This window comes from Pelomonas sp. Root1444 (assembly GCF_001426885.1).
Taxonomy (GTDB): Bacteria; Pseudomonadota; Gammaproteobacteria; order Burkholderiales; family Burkholderiaceae_C; genus Pelomonas.
The window spans coordinates 1,126,452-1,141,549 of sequence record NZ_LMFP01000028.1 but is presented as its reverse complement, the minus strand read 5'-3'; the positions used below and the strand labels follow the sequence as shown (position 1 = coordinate 1,141,549).

Below are 15,098 nucleotides of genomic sequence, written 5' to 3'. Positions count from 1 at the left end.
GCTCATCCATCGAGGAGATCGTGATGAGCCAACGCATGTCGCGCCGTGTCGCAGCCGGATTGTGGTGGGGCTGCCTGGCGGCCTCGCCCGCCTGGGCGGACGACGCCAAGGCTTTCAGCATCGGGCTGCAAGGCAGCGGGCACGCCACGCTGGCCGACGTCGGCCTGCCCGGCTACCCAGGCGCCATGCCCAACGGCGAAAGCCATGGCGATACGCCCGCGGCGTCGTTCGGTGCGTGGGCTGGCTCCTTCGGCCTGCGCATCAACGTGATGAAGTTCCAGGTCGCCGACTCGCCGGCCCGCGTCGCCGCGTTCTACGCCAGGGCGTTGGGCAGGCATGGTGCGGTGCTGGATTGCCGCGAGCCGGCCGCCCGCGTGAAGCCACCCAAGGATTCGGACAAGCTCAGCTGCGACGAGGGCGTGCCGCCGGCCGGCGAATACGAGTTCCGCGCCGGCACTGCCAGGCAGTTCCGCGTCGTGCATGTCAGCCCGCAAGGCGATGGCGGTGCGCGCTTCGAGCTGGCGCGAATCGTTCTCGGAAACTAGGAACGCACGCGCGCCTGTCAGTCCTTGCCGCCGTCCAGCAGCGCGTCGCGCAACGGCTTGTCGGCCGGCGAGTCGCCGAACCAGATGCGCAGCACCAGCGTGAAGAACTCGTCGTCGCCGACCGGCTCGCCCTGCGCCTGGCCCTGGATGTAGAACTGCGTGCCCTTGCCGGGGACGAAGTCCATCGCGAAGGTGTCGCCCGGCATCAGCTTGGGCTTGCCCGAGAAGATTTCGATGAGCCGCGTCGTCGCCAGCGTGTGTCGGGTCAGTTGGGCGGCGGGCGTGTTGTCGCTGATGCCGCGCAGGAAGAGGCGGCCAAGGTCGGTGCCCGGCAGCTCGCGCAATGCGATGAACTGCAGCCGCTTCGCGCCAGGCAGCGCCAGCAGCTCCGCCGGCGTGCCCACGCGCTTGGTGGTGTACAGCCCCATGTCGTAGGCCTTGAAGACCAGCCGCACCCGCGTGCCCTTGCCGTTGAGCTGCAACGCGCTGCCGCCCACCTGCGCCGCGGGCTCGAACTTGTTGACGGTGGGCGCGGCCTCGGCCTGCAGGCACAGGGCGGTGCCGGCCATCACGAGTGCCATGCGCGCGCGCTGGGCCAGCGTCTGAAATTGGGTCATCTCTCCTCCGAATGGATGTGTTCTCACACCGGCCGGGGCCGATGCGGTGCCGCATTCTGCGGTTGGAATCGCCAGCACCCATCGCCATTCGACAGGTGAGGCTGCGGATATCAGGCGTGAATCCTCACCACCCGCGCCGGCCGGCCGACGGCTTCGCGGGCGCGCAGCTGGCCGCAGCCGCCTTCGACGTCCTGGCCGGCCGAGTCGCGCAGCTTGGTCAGCACGCCGCGGCGCGACAGCTCGGCGGCGATGGCGCGGGCGCGCTCCCAGCTCGGCCGCGTGAAGCCCAGGCCCGGCACCTCGTTGTACGGGATCATGTTCAGCAGCCCGTAGCGGCCATGCAGCAGCCGCACGATGCCGTCCAGCTCGGCTTCGTCGTCATTGACGCCCTCCAGCAGCGTCCACTGGTACTGCACCGGATAGCCGCTGGCGCGGGCGTAGGCCTCGGCGGCTTCGACCAGTTGCTCGGGCGTCAGCCGCGGCGCGCGCGGCAGCAGCTGTTCGCGCTTGGCGGCATCGGTCGTGTGGAGCGACAGCGCCAGCGCCGGCTTCACGCGCGCGGCCTGCAGGGCCGCGAAGGCGCGCTCGTCGCCGACGGTGGAGAACACCAGCTGCTTGTGCGCGAAGCCGCCCTCGGTGCCCAGCAGCTCGATGGCGTCCAGCACATTGGCGAGGTTGTGCGAGGGCTCGCCCATGCCCATGAAGACGACCTTGCGCAGCGCCGCCCGCTTGCGCCGCGCCAGCACCACCTGGGCCACGATCTCGGCGCTGCCGACCTGGCGTATCAGGCCGTCCACGCCCGTCATGCAGAACCGGCAGCCCACCGCGCAGCCGACCTGGCTGGACACGCAGACGCCTTCGCGCGGCAGCAGCACCGTCTCAACCGTCTGGCCGTCGGCCAGCCCCAGCAGCAGCCGCGCCGACGTGCCGTCGCCGCCGGCATGCTCGCTGCGCAGCTGGACGAGGCCGTCCAGCTCCGCCATCAGCCCCGGCAGCGCCGCCATGACGGCCTTGGGCAGCCAGCCCTGCAGCGGCTGCTTGCCGGCATCCAGCGGCAGCGCGCGCACCCAGTGGCGCAGCACGCGGCTTTCATGGGCGGGATTGGCGCCGAGCGCGCTCAGGCGCTGGCGGAGGTCGGCAATCAGCATGGGAACGGAGGTGACAGCAGCGCCGGGATTGTCGACGCTATGCTGGCCCACGCCTTTTGACGAGGAGACGCCCGTGATGCCCTATTGCGCCCCGGAGGAATGGGCCGCCCGCTGCGACCTGGCGGCGCTGTACCGCCTGGCCGCGCTGCACGGCTGGGACGACCTCATCTTCACGCACATCTCCGCCCGCGTGCCCGGCCCCGAGCACCACTTCCTCATCAACCCCTACGGGATGATGTTCGAGGAGATCACGGCCAGCAGCCTCGTGAAGGTCGACGAGGCCGGCGAGAAGGTCGCACCCAGCGACCACGGCGTCAACCCGGCCGGCTTCATCATCCACAGCGCCGTGCACGAGGCGCGCGAGGACGCGAAGTTCGTCATGCACCTGCACACGGTGGCCGGCGTGGCGGTCAGCGCGCAGCGCGAGGGCCTGCTGCCTATCTCGCAGCACAGCCTGTTCCCGCTCGCCAGCCTGAGCTATCACGACTACGAAGGCGTGGCGCTGAATCCCGACGAGAAGGCCCGCCTGGTCGCCGACCTCGGCCGCGCCTCGCTGATGCTGCTGCGCAACCACGGCCTGCTGACGCTGGGCCACAGCGCCGCGGACACCTTCCTGAAGATGTTCATGCTGCAGCGCGCCTGCGAGATCCAGATCGCCGCGCAGGCCGGCGGCGGTGAGCTGATCCGCATCCCGCCGCAGATCCTTGCGGGCATCCGCGCGCAAAGCGACAAGGTCATGCGCGGCTCGGGCGCGGAGCTGGCCTGGCCCGGCCTGCTGCGGCGGCTCAGGCGTCAGAACCCCGGGCACGACGCCTGAGAATGCCGGGGATGACGAATCCCCGCTTTTTCGCCCTCGTCCCCGCTGCCGGCGTCGGCGAGCGCTCCGGCGCCGGCATGCCCAAGCAGTACGTCGAGATCGCCGGCCGGCCGATGCTGGCGCACACGCTGGCCGCGCTGGCCGAGGTGCCGCGGCTGGCGCAGACGCTGGTGGTGCTGTCGCCCGACGATGAACGCTTCGAGGCTGCGCTGCCGGGCTATGCAGGCTGGGTGGCCCGCGTGGGGGGCGCCAGCCGCGCGGAAAGCGTGCTGGGCGGCCTGGCCGAACTCCGCCGCCGCGGTGCGGCCGACGACGACTGGGTGCTGGTGCACGACGCCGCCCGCTGCCTGCTGCGGCCCGAGTGGGTCGATGCGCTGATCGACGCCTGCCAGCACGACGCCGTCGGCGGCCTGCTGGCCCAACCCATCGCCGACACGCTGAAGGCCGGCGATGCCGGGGGGCGCGTCACCGCGACGGTGGACCGTCGCGACAAATGGGCCGCGCAGACGCCGCAGATGTTCCGCGCAGGCCTGGTCCAGCGCGCACTGGCTGCGCTGGGCGCTGCCGCGACCGACGAAGCCAGTGCGGTCGAAGCGTTGGGCCTCGCGCCGCGCCTGGTGCGCACGTCGATGGGCAACTTCAAGGTGACATGGCCGGAAGACTTCGAGCTGGCGCGCCGCCTTCTTGAGAACAAATAGATTTGTGTATTTTCCGTGGTTTGCTACATTCTATGAATGCCGAAGCAATCCAGCGCGCTGCAATCCATGCCCCCCGCGGTGCTTGCGCAGTTGCGCACCCTGGGCGATCACCTGGCCGTGGCGCGCAAGCGCCGGCTGGCATCGCGCAGGGCGTGGGCCGAGCGCGTCGGCGTGACAGAGCCCACGCTGGCGCGCATGGAAAAGGGCGACCCGTCGGTATCGATGGCGGCCTATGCGACGGCACTGTGGTTGATCGGCCGCTCGGCGGCGCTCGCTGAACTCGCTGCCCCCGTGCATGACCTCGGCGCGCTCGAGAGCGAGGTGAGGGCGGCGCAGGCGCGCGCGGTCCGCAAGCCCGCCTCGCTCAGCGCACGCCTGCAGCGTGGCGACGAGGAGGGCGGATGAGCGCTCCCGCCGGGCCGCCCCGTCCGCCTGGCGGGGCTCACCCGGTGAACGCCCCTTACGTGCCCTCCGCCACGCTCTTCCTCTGGTGGCTCGGCCAGCCGGCGCAGCCGCGCTGGGTGGGCACGCTGGCGATGGTGCAGGCGAGCAAGGGCGTGTCGCTGCGCTACGCGCCGTCCTGGCTGCGTCACGGCTTTGCGCTGAGCGAGGACCTGCCCCTGCTCGACCAGGAATGGCTGCCCGAGCAGCGTGAAGCCGTCGCTGGCGCGGTGGATGACGCCCGGCCGGACCGCTGGGGCGAGCGGGTCATCCGGTTCATAGACAAGCCGCCGCGGCTGGCGTTGCTGGACTACCTGTTCTTTGCGGGCGACGAGCGCTTTGGCGCGCTCGGCGTGTCCACGTCGCCCGACGTCTACATGCCGCGCCCGTTCGGCCCGCTGCCGGCGCTGGGGGACCTCGCCACCATCGACGAACTGGTGCGGCAGGTGCAGGCCGGCCAGCCGGTGCAGCCAGCCCTGCAGCGCCTCATCGCGCCTGGCGCCACGCTGGGCGGCGCGCGACCCAAGGCGCTCATCTCACTGGACGGCCACCCCTGGGTGCTGAAGTTCTCCGAGCTGGGCGAAGCGCTCGACATGCCGCTGATCGAGCACGCGACGATGACCCTTGCGGCCAAGGCGGGCATCACCCCTGCCGAAACCCGCCCGCTGCCGTTGCCAGGCGGACGACATGCGGTGGCAGTGCGTCGCTTCGACCGGGCGCCAGGGCAGCGCGTTCACGCGCTGTCCGCATTCGTCGCGCTGCGTGCGGCGGGCGAGGCCATGGGCTATCCGGAGCTCGCGCAACTGTTGCGGCGGCGCGGCGCGCTGGCCGAGGGTCGCAGCACCGCGGACCGACGTGAACTGTTCCGCCGCATGGTGTTCAACATCCTCATCGACAACACCGATGACCACGAGAAGAACCACGCGCTGCTGATGAACGATGCCGGTGACTACCTGCTGTCGCCCGCATTCGACGTGCTGCCCTCAGGCCAGGCGCTGGGCTACCAGCAGATGCGCGTGGGCCGCGACATGGCGGACTCGACGCTCGCCAACGCAATGTCCGAGGCCGCGGCCTTCGGGCTCAAGGTCAAGGAGGCTGCGGCCGAGGCGCGGCGCGTGGCGGCGGTGGTGGACGGCTGGCAGGCGCATTTCCGCGCCGCAGGGGTCCGCGCAGGCGACGTGGCGCTGCTGGCCGAGCAGATCGACCGCGAGCACCTGCGGCAACAGCGGCAGGTGGCGGCCTGACCTCAAGCGCGTGGGCGCTCCCGCGGCCAAGCGGCTACCAGCTCGGCCCCAGCAGCAGGTAGGCCGCCGTCTCGCCCTGGCGCGTCGTGCCCAGCGCCAGGTAGAACGGCCCGAAGCGCGTGTCCACGCTCAGGAAGCCGCTGGCGGCCTGCTTCCAGCCGCTGCGCGGCACGTTGGCGAACTTCAGGCCCGCGCCGTCGCCGACCGCGCCGGCCTCCAGCGAGAAGCCGATGCGCACCGCGCCGCCCAGGCCCACCGGCATCTCGCCGATGCGCCGCGCCATGACGACGCGGGCGAGCACCATGTTCTCGCCGACCAGCGAACCGTCCGGCGTGCCCGACAGGCGCAGGTAGCCGCCCAGCGAGCGCGCCTGGCCGCGCTCGGCGTGCGCGAACTCGCCGTACAGCTGGCCGGCCCATTCGCCCAGGCGGAAGGCCGTCAGCCCCAGCAAGGAGGCGTTGATGACGCTGCCCTCGCCGCGCGGGTGCAGCCATTCGATGCGCGCCGTCGTCCACTGGCCGCGGCTGGGGAAGGCCAGCGAGTCCAGCGTGTCGGTGTGCAGTTCCAGGTATTGCTGGCCATACGTCTGCGAGCGCCGGCCGTTGGTGGGGCTGACGGGCAGCACGACCTCGTCGCTGGCGCGCAGCTGGCCGACGCCGAAGCGCAGGTCGCCCAGGCCGGCGACGCGGTGGCCCAGTTCGAGCTGGGCGCTGGTCAGGCTGCTGGACAGGCGCAGCGCGCGCTGGCCCTGGTTGAAGACGTCGTTGTTGCCGGCCTCGTAGCCGAGCTTGGCGCTGGCGAACCAGCGCGAGCCCGGCCCCAGCGGCTGGTAGAACTCGGTGTTGAGGCCGCGCGTGGAGCCGATGCGCGCGACGCTGCGCAGCTCGGCGCCCCAGCGGTTGAGCCAGTTGGCCACGTGCATGGCGACCAGCGAGTAGCTGTTGGCGTCGGCGAAGTTGCTGTACAGCTCCAGCCCCAGGCGCACGCGGCTGGCGGCCCAGTCGGCCTCGGTGAGGCGGAACTCGACGCTGCGCCTGCCGTCGCGGTCGTCGATCTCGGTCTCGATGCGCTCGAAGTCGCCCGTGCCCTCCAGCTGCTCGACGGCGCGGTTCAGCTCGTTGCGCGCCACCGGCGTGCCGGGCGGCAGGGCCAGCTCGGCCTTGAGCGCCTCGGCGTTCAGGCGCCGCGTGCCGCTGATCGTCAACTCGGCCAGCGGCAGCGCGGGCAGCGCGGACTCCGGCGGCGCGAGGCGGCGCGACTGAATGGCAGCCTGGGCGGCCGGCGAAGCCAGCGCGGCCAGGCGCTCGCCGGCGGCCAGCGCCGCGCGTCGGCCGGTGGCCATGGCCTCGTCGGCGCGGTAGAAGTCCATGAAACCCATGCCGGGCAGGTCGGGGTCGATGATGATGTCCCGCGGGCGCAGCTCGCGCAGCGAGCGCTGCACGTTCTGCTCGGTCAGGATCTGCAGCATCTGGTTGGCCACCATGACGGCGCTGGTGATCTCGCCGTCTTCCAGCAGCGGCGTGCCGACGTTGACGGCAATGATGATGTCGGCGCCGAGCTGGCGCGCGATGTCCACCGGCAGGTTGCGCACCAGGCCGCCGTCCACCAGCGGCCTGCCGTTGACGCGCAGCGGCGCGAACACGCCGGGCACGGCCATCGACGCGCGCAGCGCGAGGAACAGCGGCGTGTCGGCCTGGTCCAGCATGGCGCCGGAGAGCAGGTCGGTGGCAACGGCGCGGAACGGGATGGGCAGCTTGCGCAGCGGTTCCTCGGCCATGGCCGCGGGCAGCAGCGACGACAGCGTGGCCTCCAGCTGGCCGTTGCCGGCCGCGCCGCCGGGCAGCATGGCGCCGCGCTGCAGGTTGAAGCCGAACTCGATGCGCGAGGGCAGGCGCTCGTCGTCCTCGCGGCGGCGGATGGACAGCCGGTCGCGCGCCGGGCGGTCGGCCAGGATGGCGTTCCAGGCGGCGCTCTTCACCAGCGCCTCCAGCTCGTCGACGCTGCGGCCGGAGGCGTAGGCGCCGCCGACGACCGCGCCCATGCTGGTGCCGACGATGAGGTCCACCGGCACCTGCATCTCCTCCAGCACGCGCAGCACGCCGATGTGGGCCAGGCCACGCGCGCCGCCGCCGGACAGGACGACGCCGATCTTGGGGCGGGGCGCTTGGGCGAGGGCGGCCTGGGCGATGGCCAGCAGGCAAAGGAGGGCGAGGCGTTTCATGGCGGGCCGCACCATAGCAGCGTCCAACGACAATCACGGCATGAACCCGCTGCCTCTTCTAAGAATCGGCGAGGGCTGGGACACGCACCAGCTCGTCACCGGCCGCCCGCTCATCCTCGGCGGCGTCACGATCCCGCACACGCACGGCCTGCTGGGCCACTCCGACGCCGACGCGCTGGCCCATGCCATCACCGATGCGCTGCTGGGCGCGGCGGCCCTGGGCGACATCGGCAAGCTGTTTCCCGACACGGCCGCCGAGTTCAAGGGCGCGGACTCGATGGTGCTGCTGGCCGAGGCCTGCCGCCGCGTGCGCGCGGCCGGCTGGCAGATCGTCAACGTGGACAGCACCATCGTCGCCCAGGCGCCCAAGATGGCACCGCACATCGCGGCGATGCGCGATCGCCTAGCCGAGGCGCTCGGCGTGGAGGCGGGCCGCGTCAACGTGAAGGCCAAGACGGCCGAGAAGATGGGCCCGGTGGGCGAGGGCAGGGCCATCGAGGCGCGGGCGGTCTGCCTGCTGGCCGGGGCATAGCAGGCGTCCCGCATCCCGTTCGTGGGCGCCGAAAAGGGCGGTTCATGACCGGTTTATCCCAGGGAGAGACGCGCCGGCCCGCGGGTAACATCGGCCGCATTCCCGACGACCGTTTTCCAATCATTTCGCCCGGTTCGGTACCGCCGGCGTGCCGAGTGAGAGGGTGAGATCCGATGCATGCGTGAATCCATCCTGCTGTTCCTGCGCGCAAATCGGCGTCACCTCGCCGACTTGGCCTTGGCGAGCCTGGGGGTCAATGCTTTCACGCTGGCGTTGCCGTTGTTCTCGATGCTGGTCTACGACAAGGCGGTCGGCAACGAGCTGCACGAGACGCTGTGGGCGCTGGCGCTGGGCATGGGGCTGCTGTTCGCGCTGGAGCTGGTGCTGAGGCTGTCGCGCGTGCTGCTCGTTGAGCATGCCGGCGCGCGCTGGGACATGCACCTGGACGAGCGCCTGTTGCGCGGCGTGCTGGCCGCACCGGCTTCGCGCCCGCTGGCCGTGGGCACGCTGCTGTCGCGCTACCGCGAGCTGTCGGCCTCGCGCGAGGTGTTGTCGGCCCAGTTCCTGCTGCCGCTGGCCGACCTGCCGTTCGCGCTGCTGTTCGCGGTCGTGCTGGCCGTCATCGCCGGGCCGCTGGTGCTGATCCCGCTGGGCACCGGCGCGCTGCTGCTGCTCGTGGGCGGGGTGCTGCAGGCGGCCGCCTCGCGGCGCTCGCAAGTGGCGGTGCAGGCGTCGGCCACCAAGTTCTCCTGGCTGGCGGACGTGCTGCTGGCGCGTGAAAGCATCATGTCCGCGGCCGGCGCGCGCGTGGCCGAGCGCGGCCTGCGCGAGCCCTCGGCCATCGCCGCGCGGGCGGCGTCGCGGGCGCGGGTCTGGCAGCAGGTCAGCCAGCAGCTGCTGCCGCTGGGCATGTCGGCCTGCACGGTGGCGACGCTGGTGGCCGGCGTCTACCGCATCGAGGCGCAGGCGCTGAGCATCGGCGGGCTGATCTCCACGGCGATGCTGGGCGGGCGCCTGGTCAGCTCGATGTGCATGGTCACGCCGGTCGTGCTGCGCTGGCAGGAGTTCATGCGCGCGCTGCGCGAGCTGGGCCAGGCCGTGGCGCTGGACGCCGCCGCGCTGACCGAGCGCGAGGCCGGCGGGCCGCTGGGCGCCGCCGCGGCCGAGGGCGTGCGCCTGGCCGGCGTGGGCTTCGCCTACCCCGGCCGGCCGCCGGTGCTGGCCGAGTTGACCGTGACGCTCAGGCCGGGCGAGCTGGTCGCCGTGGTGGGCAGCTCGGGCGCGGGCAAGTCCACGCTGCTGCGCCTGCTGGCCGGCCACCTCGCGCCGACCGAGGGGCAGTTCGCGATCGGCGGTCGCGTCGTCGCCGACGACCTGACGCGGCGCTGGCTGGCCGGCGCGGTGGCCTACAAGCCGCAGGAGCCGGGCTTCCTGGCCGGCCGGTTGCTCGACGTTGTCGCGCCCGGCGAGGGCACTCGGCGCGAGGCCGAGCTGCTGCACGCGTTGCGCGTGGCCGGCCTGGGGCCGCAGCTGGATCGCGGCGAGCTGGGCTTGAACACCGAGCTGGGCCCCAACGGCGCCGGCCTGTCCGGCGGGCAGCGCCAGATGCTGGCGCTGGCGCGCGTGTTGCACCAACCGTCGGACCTCGTGCTGCTGGACGAGCCCACGCTGGGCCTGGACCGGCAGGCCCAGGATGGCCTGCTGACAGCGTTGCCGGCTTGGCGGGACGGGCGCTGCGTCGTCGTCGCCACGCACAGCGCCGAGCTGATCCAGATCTGCGACCGCGTGCTGGTGCTGGAGCGCGGCCGCCTCGTCGCCGACGCGCCGCCGCAGCGCCTGCTGGCCCCCGGTGCCGTGGCCACGCCGCGCCGCCCGGCCGCGGCCGGCCCCACGTCTGCCTGAAGGAATGCGATCCATGTCTTTGCCCTTGCGTCGCTGGAGCGGGTCGGTCCTGCTCTGCCTGGCGCCCGCCTGGGCCGCCGCGCAGGCGGAGCCGCCGGCCGTGGCCGCATCCGCCCCGGCCGCCGAGGCCGCGCGGCCGCGCGTCGCCAGCCTGCAGCAACTGCTGGGCATGCCGCCGGTGCTGGCCCTGAGCGGCAACGGCCCGGCGCTGTCGCTGGGCGACGCGCTGCAGCTGGCCTGGCAGAACAGCCCCGAGGTGGCCGCCGCGCGCTTTCGCTCGGAGAGCTTCGACTACACCCGCAAGGCCGCGCGCGGCGCGCTGCTGCCGCGGCTGGAGGCGCGCTTCGCCGTGGGCCGCGGCCATTTCGAGACGCCCGACCGCAAGGACAACCTGGGCCGCGCCGACCATTCCGCCGTGCTGAGCCAGGCGCTGGTCGACGAGACCGCGCGCCACGAATGGACGCGCCAGGAGCTGCTGGCCGCCTCCGCCGAGGTGCAGCTGGCCGGCGTCGAGTCGCAGACGCTGCTGGACACCGGCACGGCCTGGTTCGCGGTGCTGCAGCAGCGCGTCGGCGTCGAGCTGGGCCACACTTACGAGGCCTCGCTGAACGAGCTGCTGCGCTACATCAGCGACCGTGTGGCGGCCGGCGGCGCCAGCCCCGCCGAGCGCGAGCGCATCACCGCGCGCGTGGCCAACGTGCGCTCCGGCCTGGCCGATTCGCGCGCGGCGCTGGCGGCGGCGCTGCGTAACTTCCAGCGCCTGTCTTCGGTGGCGCCCTTCGGCCTGGCGCTGGACGCGCCCCTGGACCTCTACCTGCCCGCCGACGCCGACGCCGCGATGACCGAGGCCGAGGCCGGCAACGCCGAGATGCAGTCGTCGCGGCTGGAGCAGCAGGCGGCCGAGGCCGAGCGCCGCAGCAACCGCTCGGCCTTCCTGCCGCGCCTGGCCGTCGAGCTGACGCATTCGCAGAACCGCAACGCCGCCGGCACCGAGGCGCAGCAGCGCGACAGCAAGGCGATGCTGGTGCTGACCGTGCCGCTGGCCAACGGCGGCGCCGACTACGCCCGCATGCGCGCCACCGAGGCCCGCCGCAACGAGCTGGAGGCGCGCGGCGAAGGCGTGCGCCGCCGCGTGCTGCAGGACCTGGAGACCAGCTACGCCAACCTGCGCGCGGCGACCGAGCGCTACGCGTCCGTGCGCGACGAGCTGGAGGCCAACCGCAAGGTCGTCGACGCCTTCCGCGCCCAGCTCACCGGCGGCAACCGTCAGCTGCTGGACGTGCTGGACGCCTACCAGCGCCTGCACCAGAGCCGCCTGGACGTGGTGCAGGTCGTCGTCAGCGCCGCGCAGAACGAGTGGCGCATCGCCCACCTGACCGGCGCGCTGCGCCAGGTCGTCGCGAGGTAAGCCATGGCAGGCGGCGGCAGCAAGAACGGGGACTACTGGCCGGGCTTCGTGGACGCGCTGACCAACGTGGTCATCGCGATGGTCTTCGTCATCGTCGTGCTGGCGATCGCGTTGAGCTTCTCGGCGCAGATGCTGGCCAAGCGCATGGCGGCCAAGATCGCCGAGCAGCAGGCCGAGCTGGGCCGGGCGCGGGCCGCGATCGCCGCGCCGGCCGCCGAGAAGGAGCGCCTGCCCGCAGGCGCGCCGCTGATCGAGTCCCAGGCGCCGCAGCGCACCCGCATCGCCGTGGCCGGCAACGAGGCCGCGCTGGCCGCCAGTGCGGCGTCCGCCAAGGTCAAGCCCGCGGAGCGCTTCCTGCAGCTGGACTTCGCGCCGGGCGCGCTGACCGTCGACGCGGCGGCCGCCAAGGCGCTGGCCGGTGCGCTGCAGCCGCTGAAGCAGCGCCTGGCCGAATCGCCGTCGGCGCGGCTGGAGATCGTCGCGGTCGGCCCCGAGATCCACCTCAGCGAGAACCAGCGCGCCGCGTTCATCCGCGCGATGGCAGTGCGCAACGAGCTGCTGGGCCAGGGCATCGCTGGCGACCGCCTCGTCACCCGCATCGACATGAAGGCCAGCGCCGCGGCGCCGGCCGTCGCGGTGCGGCTGGGGGACAAGCCATGACCGCGCCGCCCACCGCAGCCGCGGCGCCGGTGGACCTGCTGCTGTCCTGCTTCGACAGCACGCTGGGCCAGGGCCGCCGCCTGCGCCGGCCGCGGGCGCTGATCTATGCAGTGTCGGGCCTGACGCTGGCGCTGCTGGTGTGGACGGCGCTCGCCCGGGTGGACCTCGTCGTGCACACGCAGGGCCGCATCGTGCCCTCGGGCCGGCAGCAGCTGGTGCAGCACCTGGAGGGCGGCATCCTGTCCAAGGTGTTCGTGCACGAGGGCGACGCGGTGACCGCCGGCCAGCCGCTGGTGGCGGTGTCGGACCTGCAGGCCAGCTCCTCGCGCGGCGAGAAGGGCGCGCGCATGTCCGGCCTGGCGGCCCGCGTGGCGCGGCTGGACGCCGAGGCCAGCGGCGCTGCGCGCTTCCAGCCGCCGGCGGGCACGTCGGCCAGCGACCCCGCCGTGCAGGCCGAGTCCGAGGCCTTCGCGGCGCGCGCGGCCAAGCTGGCGCAGACGACCCGCGTGCTGCAGGAGCAGGCCACGCAGCGCCGCCAGGAGGCGGCCGAGGCGAGCGCGCGTGTCAAGGGCCTGCGCGCCGAGCTGGACGTGGCGCGCTCGCAGCTCAGCCTGGTGCAGAACATGGTGGCCCGCAACGCCGGCTCGCAGAGCGAGCTGCTGGACGCGCGTGGCCGCGTCGAGCGACTGACGACCCAGATCGCCGAGACCGAGGCCTCGTTGCCGCGGCTGGCGGCCGCCGCCGCCGAGCTGACGGCCCGGCAGGCCGAGACGGTGGCGCAGTTCCGCAGCGAGGCGCGCACGGCGCTGTCCGACGCGCGCGTGGAGCAGCGCCGGCTGGAGCAGGACATCAAGACCGAGGACGACCGCGTGCGCCGCACGGTGCTGACGGCGCCGGTGTCGGGTGTCGTCAACAAGCTGGCCAGCAACACGGTCGGCGGCGTCGTGAAGCCGGGCGAGACCTTGCTGGAGCTGACGCCGCAGGACGACGCGCTGGTCATCGAGACCCGCGCATCGCCGGCCGAGCGCGGCACGCTGCGCGTGGGCCTGCCGACGCGGGTCAAGGTGGCGGCGTTCGACTACACGTCCTACGGCACGCTGGACGCGCGCGTCACCGAGATCAGCGCGGACAGCCTCGTCGACGAGCGCGGCGAGCGTTACTTCCGCGTCATGGCCGCCGTGGACCCGGCCAGCGTGCGGCGCTTCGGCCAGCCGCTGGGCCCCGGCATGAGCGTCAGCGCCGACGTCGTCACCGGCCAGCGCACCGTCCTGCAGTACCTGCTGTCGCCCATCCGCGGCCTCGCCGACACCGCCTTGCGCGACCGTAAATGAACTCGAGGGACCGGAGATGAATTTCAAAGCCAACCGCAGAGACATAGAGACACAGGGGATCCACGGAGCGCGCTTCCGCGTGGCTGCGTGCCTCTCGGGTCGCATTTCCGCATCGGCCCAGGGATCCATGCCATGAATGCTCCCCACACCGCCACCGTGTCCGAGCCGCTGCCGCCGCGCGGGCCGCGGTCGCCGCATGAGCATGGCATCGGCGCGCGGCATGTCTTCTTCGTCGCGCTGCCGCTGCTGGCCATGCTGGCCGGCGCCGCGTCGATGTGGCACTTCGTGTCCTTCGCGGTCATGTCCAACCCCATCCTCAACGGCATCATCATTGCCGTGCTGTGCTGGGGCATGTGGACGATGGTGGGCCACCTGGTGGAGCTGTTCGGCGAGGACCGGGTCTTCCGCGCCGGCATGCGCTGGCTGCATGACGGCGACGCCAGCGGCGAGCAGCACCCGCGCCTGGGCCCGCCGGCCTTCGTGACCGGCATGCTGGACCGGCTGCAGAAGCTGGGCCTGGGCCACCAGGTCTACATCCACAGCTCAGCCATGGAGCCCGAGATCGAGGCGCTGGAGCAGTACCTCAACAAGCGCCAGGAGCTGAGCCAGTTCCTCGTCGGCCTGATGGTCGGCCTGGGCCTGCTGGGCACCTTCGTGGGCCTGCTGGAGACGCTGGTCGAGACCTCGGGCCTGATCGCCACCATCGCCAAGAGCGCCGGCGGCGGCGGCGACATCGAGGGCGAGTTCGCCAAGATCGTCGGCGGCCTGCAGAAGCCACTGTCGGCCATGGGCACGGCGTTCTCGGCGTCGATGTTCGGCCTGGTGGGCTCCATCGTGCTGGGCTTCCAGATGGTGGCCGTGCGCAAGGCCGCGACCGACCTCGTCGAGACCGTGCGCGGCCAGGTGCTGTCGCTGGCCGAGAAGAGCAGCGTCAACGAGAACGTGGAGATCAGCGAGCGCTTCCTCGCCACGTTGCTGGCCGACATCCTGGAGCAGCACCGCGCGTCCACGACCGGCCTGGCGGACGTCGTCTCGCGGCTGGACATGCTGGTGCCGCAGGTGGCGCAGATGGCCGGCGCGACGGCCAAGCTCACCCAGCGGCTGCACAGCCAGGAGGACGTGCTGGAGCGCACGACGGCGACCGTCGGCGGTGTCGGCGAGGTGGTGCCGGCGATGGCCAGGCTGGCCTCCGCCGCCGAGGGCATGCTGCAGGAAAGCGGCGCGTCCAACGCGCGTGTCGGCCGCATGCTGGACTTCCTGCCCGCGCAGGAGGCGCTGGTGGGCGACGTGCGCCTGGCGCTGAGCCGCGTCGAGAACCTGGAGCGCGAGATCGCCTCGCTGACGACCGCCAACCAGGGCCTGAAGGACGAGGTGATGCAGCAGGCGGCGCTGGTCAAGCGCATGGACTCGACGCTGTGGAACCTGGAGAAGGACCAGCTGCGCGACGCGCTGTCCGACGGCAAGGGGCCGCGTTCGTGAGCGCCACGCCGGGCCGCCCCGAGCAAGCTCGCTCCCGCTCGGCGCGAGAGGCCGC

Annotated in this window: 14 protein-coding genes; 11 read left to right on the top strand and 3 right to left on the bottom strand. The window is 72.6% G+C overall.

The genetic code is table 11. The annotated features are described in order from the left end of the window. Positions 1-23 precede the first annotated feature (23 nt). Complete coding sequence (locus ASD35_RS22785; protein ID WP_157275714.1) at positions 24-545, top strand: hypothetical protein; 522 nt, start codon at positions 24-26, stop codon at positions 543-545. A gap of 17 nt (positions 546-562) precedes the next feature. Here ASD35_RS22785 and ASD35_RS22780 read toward each other — a convergent pair whose 3' ends face one another. Then, positions 563-1,162 (bottom strand): chalcone isomerase family protein, encoded by a 600-nt coding sequence (locus ASD35_RS22780; protein WP_056877198.1) that lies wholly within the window; start codon positions 1,160-1,162, stop codon positions 563-565. 110 nt (positions 1,163-1,272) lie between these two features. Then, entirely contained in the window at positions 1,273-2,310 is a 1,038-nt protein-coding gene (locus ASD35_RS22775) for an RNA methyltransferase (protein WP_056877197.1), read from the bottom strand. A gap of 76 nt (positions 2,311-2,386) precedes the next feature. On the opposite strand from ASD35_RS22775, the gene ASD35_RS22770 reads away from it, so the two are divergent. Genes ASD35_RS22770 through ASD35_RS22755 form a run of 4 tightly spaced genes read left to right on the top strand, consistent with a single transcriptional unit; the run spans position 2,387 to position 5,510 of the window. After that, positions 2,387-3,127 carry a class II aldolase/adducin family protein gene (locus ASD35_RS22770; RefSeq protein WP_056877492.1) on the top strand — a complete coding sequence of 247 codons (741 nt, stop codon included), beginning with the start codon at positions 2,387-2,389 and terminating at the stop codon, positions 3,125-3,127. Positions 3,128-3,138: 11 nt separating this feature from the next. Then, entirely contained in the window at positions 3,139-3,825 is a 687-nt protein-coding gene (gene ispD / locus ASD35_RS22765) for a 2-C-methyl-D-erythritol 4-phosphate cytidylyltransferase (protein WP_056877196.1), read from the top strand. Positions 3,826-3,861: 36 nt separating this feature from the next. Next, on the top strand, positions 3,862-4,230 hold the full coding sequence (locus ASD35_RS22760) for a helix-turn-helix domain-containing protein (protein WP_056877195.1): 369 nt from the start codon (positions 3,862-3,864) through the stop codon (positions 4,228-4,230). A 44-nt stretch (positions 4,231-4,274) separates the two neighbouring features. Then, a complete protein-coding gene (locus ASD35_RS22755; protein ID WP_235538430.1) occupies positions 4,275-5,510 on the top strand; it encodes a type II toxin-antitoxin system HipA family toxin in 1,236 nt (411 codons plus the stop codon). Positions 5,511-5,544: 34 nt separating this feature from the next. Here the strand turns inward: ASD35_RS22755 and ASD35_RS22750 are convergent, their stop codons facing one another. After that, the gene (locus tag ASD35_RS22750) at positions 5,545-7,731 is read right to left on the bottom strand and encodes a patatin-like phospholipase family protein (RefSeq protein ID WP_162254510.1); all 2,187 of its coding nucleotides are present in this window, start codon (positions 7,729-7,731) and stop codon (positions 5,545-5,547) included. Between the two features lie 40 nt (positions 7,732-7,771). Here ASD35_RS22750 and ispF point away from each other — a divergent pair, with 40 nt between their 5' ends. The 6 genes from ispF (at position 7,772) to ASD35_RS22720 (ending at position 15,043) form a co-directional block, all read left to right on the top strand. Further along, positions 7,772-8,263, top strand: coding sequence for a 2-C-methyl-D-erythritol 2,4-cyclodiphosphate synthase (ispF, locus tag ASD35_RS22745; protein ID WP_056877192.1), 492 nt, complete (start codon positions 7,772-7,774; stop codon positions 8,261-8,263). A 177-nt stretch (positions 8,264-8,440) separates the two neighbouring features. Then, on the top strand, positions 8,441-10,165 hold the full coding sequence (locus ASD35_RS22740; protein WP_056877191.1) for an ATP-binding cassette domain-containing protein: 1,725 nt from the start codon (positions 8,441-8,443) through the stop codon (positions 10,163-10,165). Between the two features lie 13 nt (positions 10,166-10,178). Continuing rightward, a complete protein-coding gene (locus tag ASD35_RS22735; RefSeq protein WP_056877190.1) occupies positions 10,179-11,573 on the top strand; it encodes a TolC family protein in 1,395 nt (464 codons plus the stop codon). A 3-nt stretch (positions 11,574-11,576) separates the two neighbouring features. Then, the gene (locus tag ASD35_RS22730; protein ID WP_056877189.1) at positions 11,577-12,233 is read left to right on the top strand and encodes a hypothetical protein; all 657 of its coding nucleotides are present in this window, start codon (positions 11,577-11,579) and stop codon (positions 12,231-12,233) included. Further along, entirely contained in the window at positions 12,230-13,564 is a 1,335-nt protein-coding gene (locus ASD35_RS22725) for an HlyD family type I secretion periplasmic adaptor subunit (RefSeq protein ID WP_056877188.1), read from the top strand. Before ASD35_RS22730 ends, ASD35_RS22725 begins: the two co-directional genes overlap by 4 nt. Positions 13,565-13,696: 132 nt before the next feature. Beyond that, a complete protein-coding gene (locus ASD35_RS22720; protein WP_056877187.1) occupies positions 13,697-15,043 on the top strand; it encodes a hypothetical protein in 1,347 nt (448 codons plus the stop codon). Positions 15,044-15,098: the final 55 nt, after the last annotated feature.

What these genes read in the sequence shown, in the direction of transcription:
- ASD35_RS22785 (WP_157275714.1), top strand. Translation starts at nt 24, where the DNA reads ATGAGCCAACGCATGTCGCGCCGTGTCGCAGCCGGATTGTGGTGGGGC.
- ASD35_RS22780 (WP_056877198.1), bottom strand. Translation starts at nt 1,162, where the DNA reads ATGACCCAATTTCAGACGCTGGCCCAGCGCGCGCGCATGGCACTCGTG.
- ASD35_RS22775 (WP_056877197.1), bottom strand. Translation starts at nt 2,310, where the DNA reads ATGCTGATTGCCGACCTCCGCCAGCGCCTGAGCGCGCTCGGCGCCAAT.
- ASD35_RS22770 (WP_056877492.1), top strand. Translation starts at nt 2,387, where the DNA reads ATGCCCTATTGCGCCCCGGAGGAATGGGCCGCCCGCTGCGACCTGGCG.
- ispD (WP_056877196.1), top strand. Translation starts at nt 3,139, where the DNA reads ATGACGAATCCCCGCTTTTTCGCCCTCGTCCCCGCTGCCGGCGTCGGC.
- ASD35_RS22760 (WP_056877195.1), top strand. Translation starts at nt 3,862, where the DNA reads ATGCCGAAGCAATCCAGCGCGCTGCAATCCATGCCCCCCGCGGTGCTT.
- ASD35_RS22750 (WP_162254510.1), bottom strand. Translation starts at nt 7,731, where the DNA reads ATGAAACGCCTCGCCCTCCTTTGCCTGCTGGCCATCGCCCAGGCCGCC.
- ispF (WP_056877192.1), top strand. Translation starts at nt 7,772, where the DNA reads ATGAACCCGCTGCCTCTTCTAAGAATCGGCGAGGGCTGGGACACGCAC.
- ASD35_RS22740 (WP_056877191.1), top strand. Translation starts at nt 8,441, where the DNA reads ATGCGTGAATCCATCCTGCTGTTCCTGCGCGCAAATCGGCGTCACCTC.
- ASD35_RS22735 (WP_056877190.1), top strand. Translation starts at nt 10,179, where the DNA reads ATGTCTTTGCCCTTGCGTCGCTGGAGCGGGTCGGTCCTGCTCTGCCTG.
- ASD35_RS22730 (WP_056877189.1), top strand. Translation starts at nt 11,577, where the DNA reads ATGGCAGGCGGCGGCAGCAAGAACGGGGACTACTGGCCGGGCTTCGTG.
- ASD35_RS22725 (WP_056877188.1), top strand. Translation starts at nt 12,230, where the DNA reads ATGACCGCGCCGCCCACCGCAGCCGCGGCGCCGGTGGACCTGCTGCTG.
- ASD35_RS22720 (WP_056877187.1), top strand. Translation starts at nt 13,697, where the DNA reads ATGAATGCTCCCCACACCGCCACCGTGTCCGAGCCGCTGCCGCCGCGC.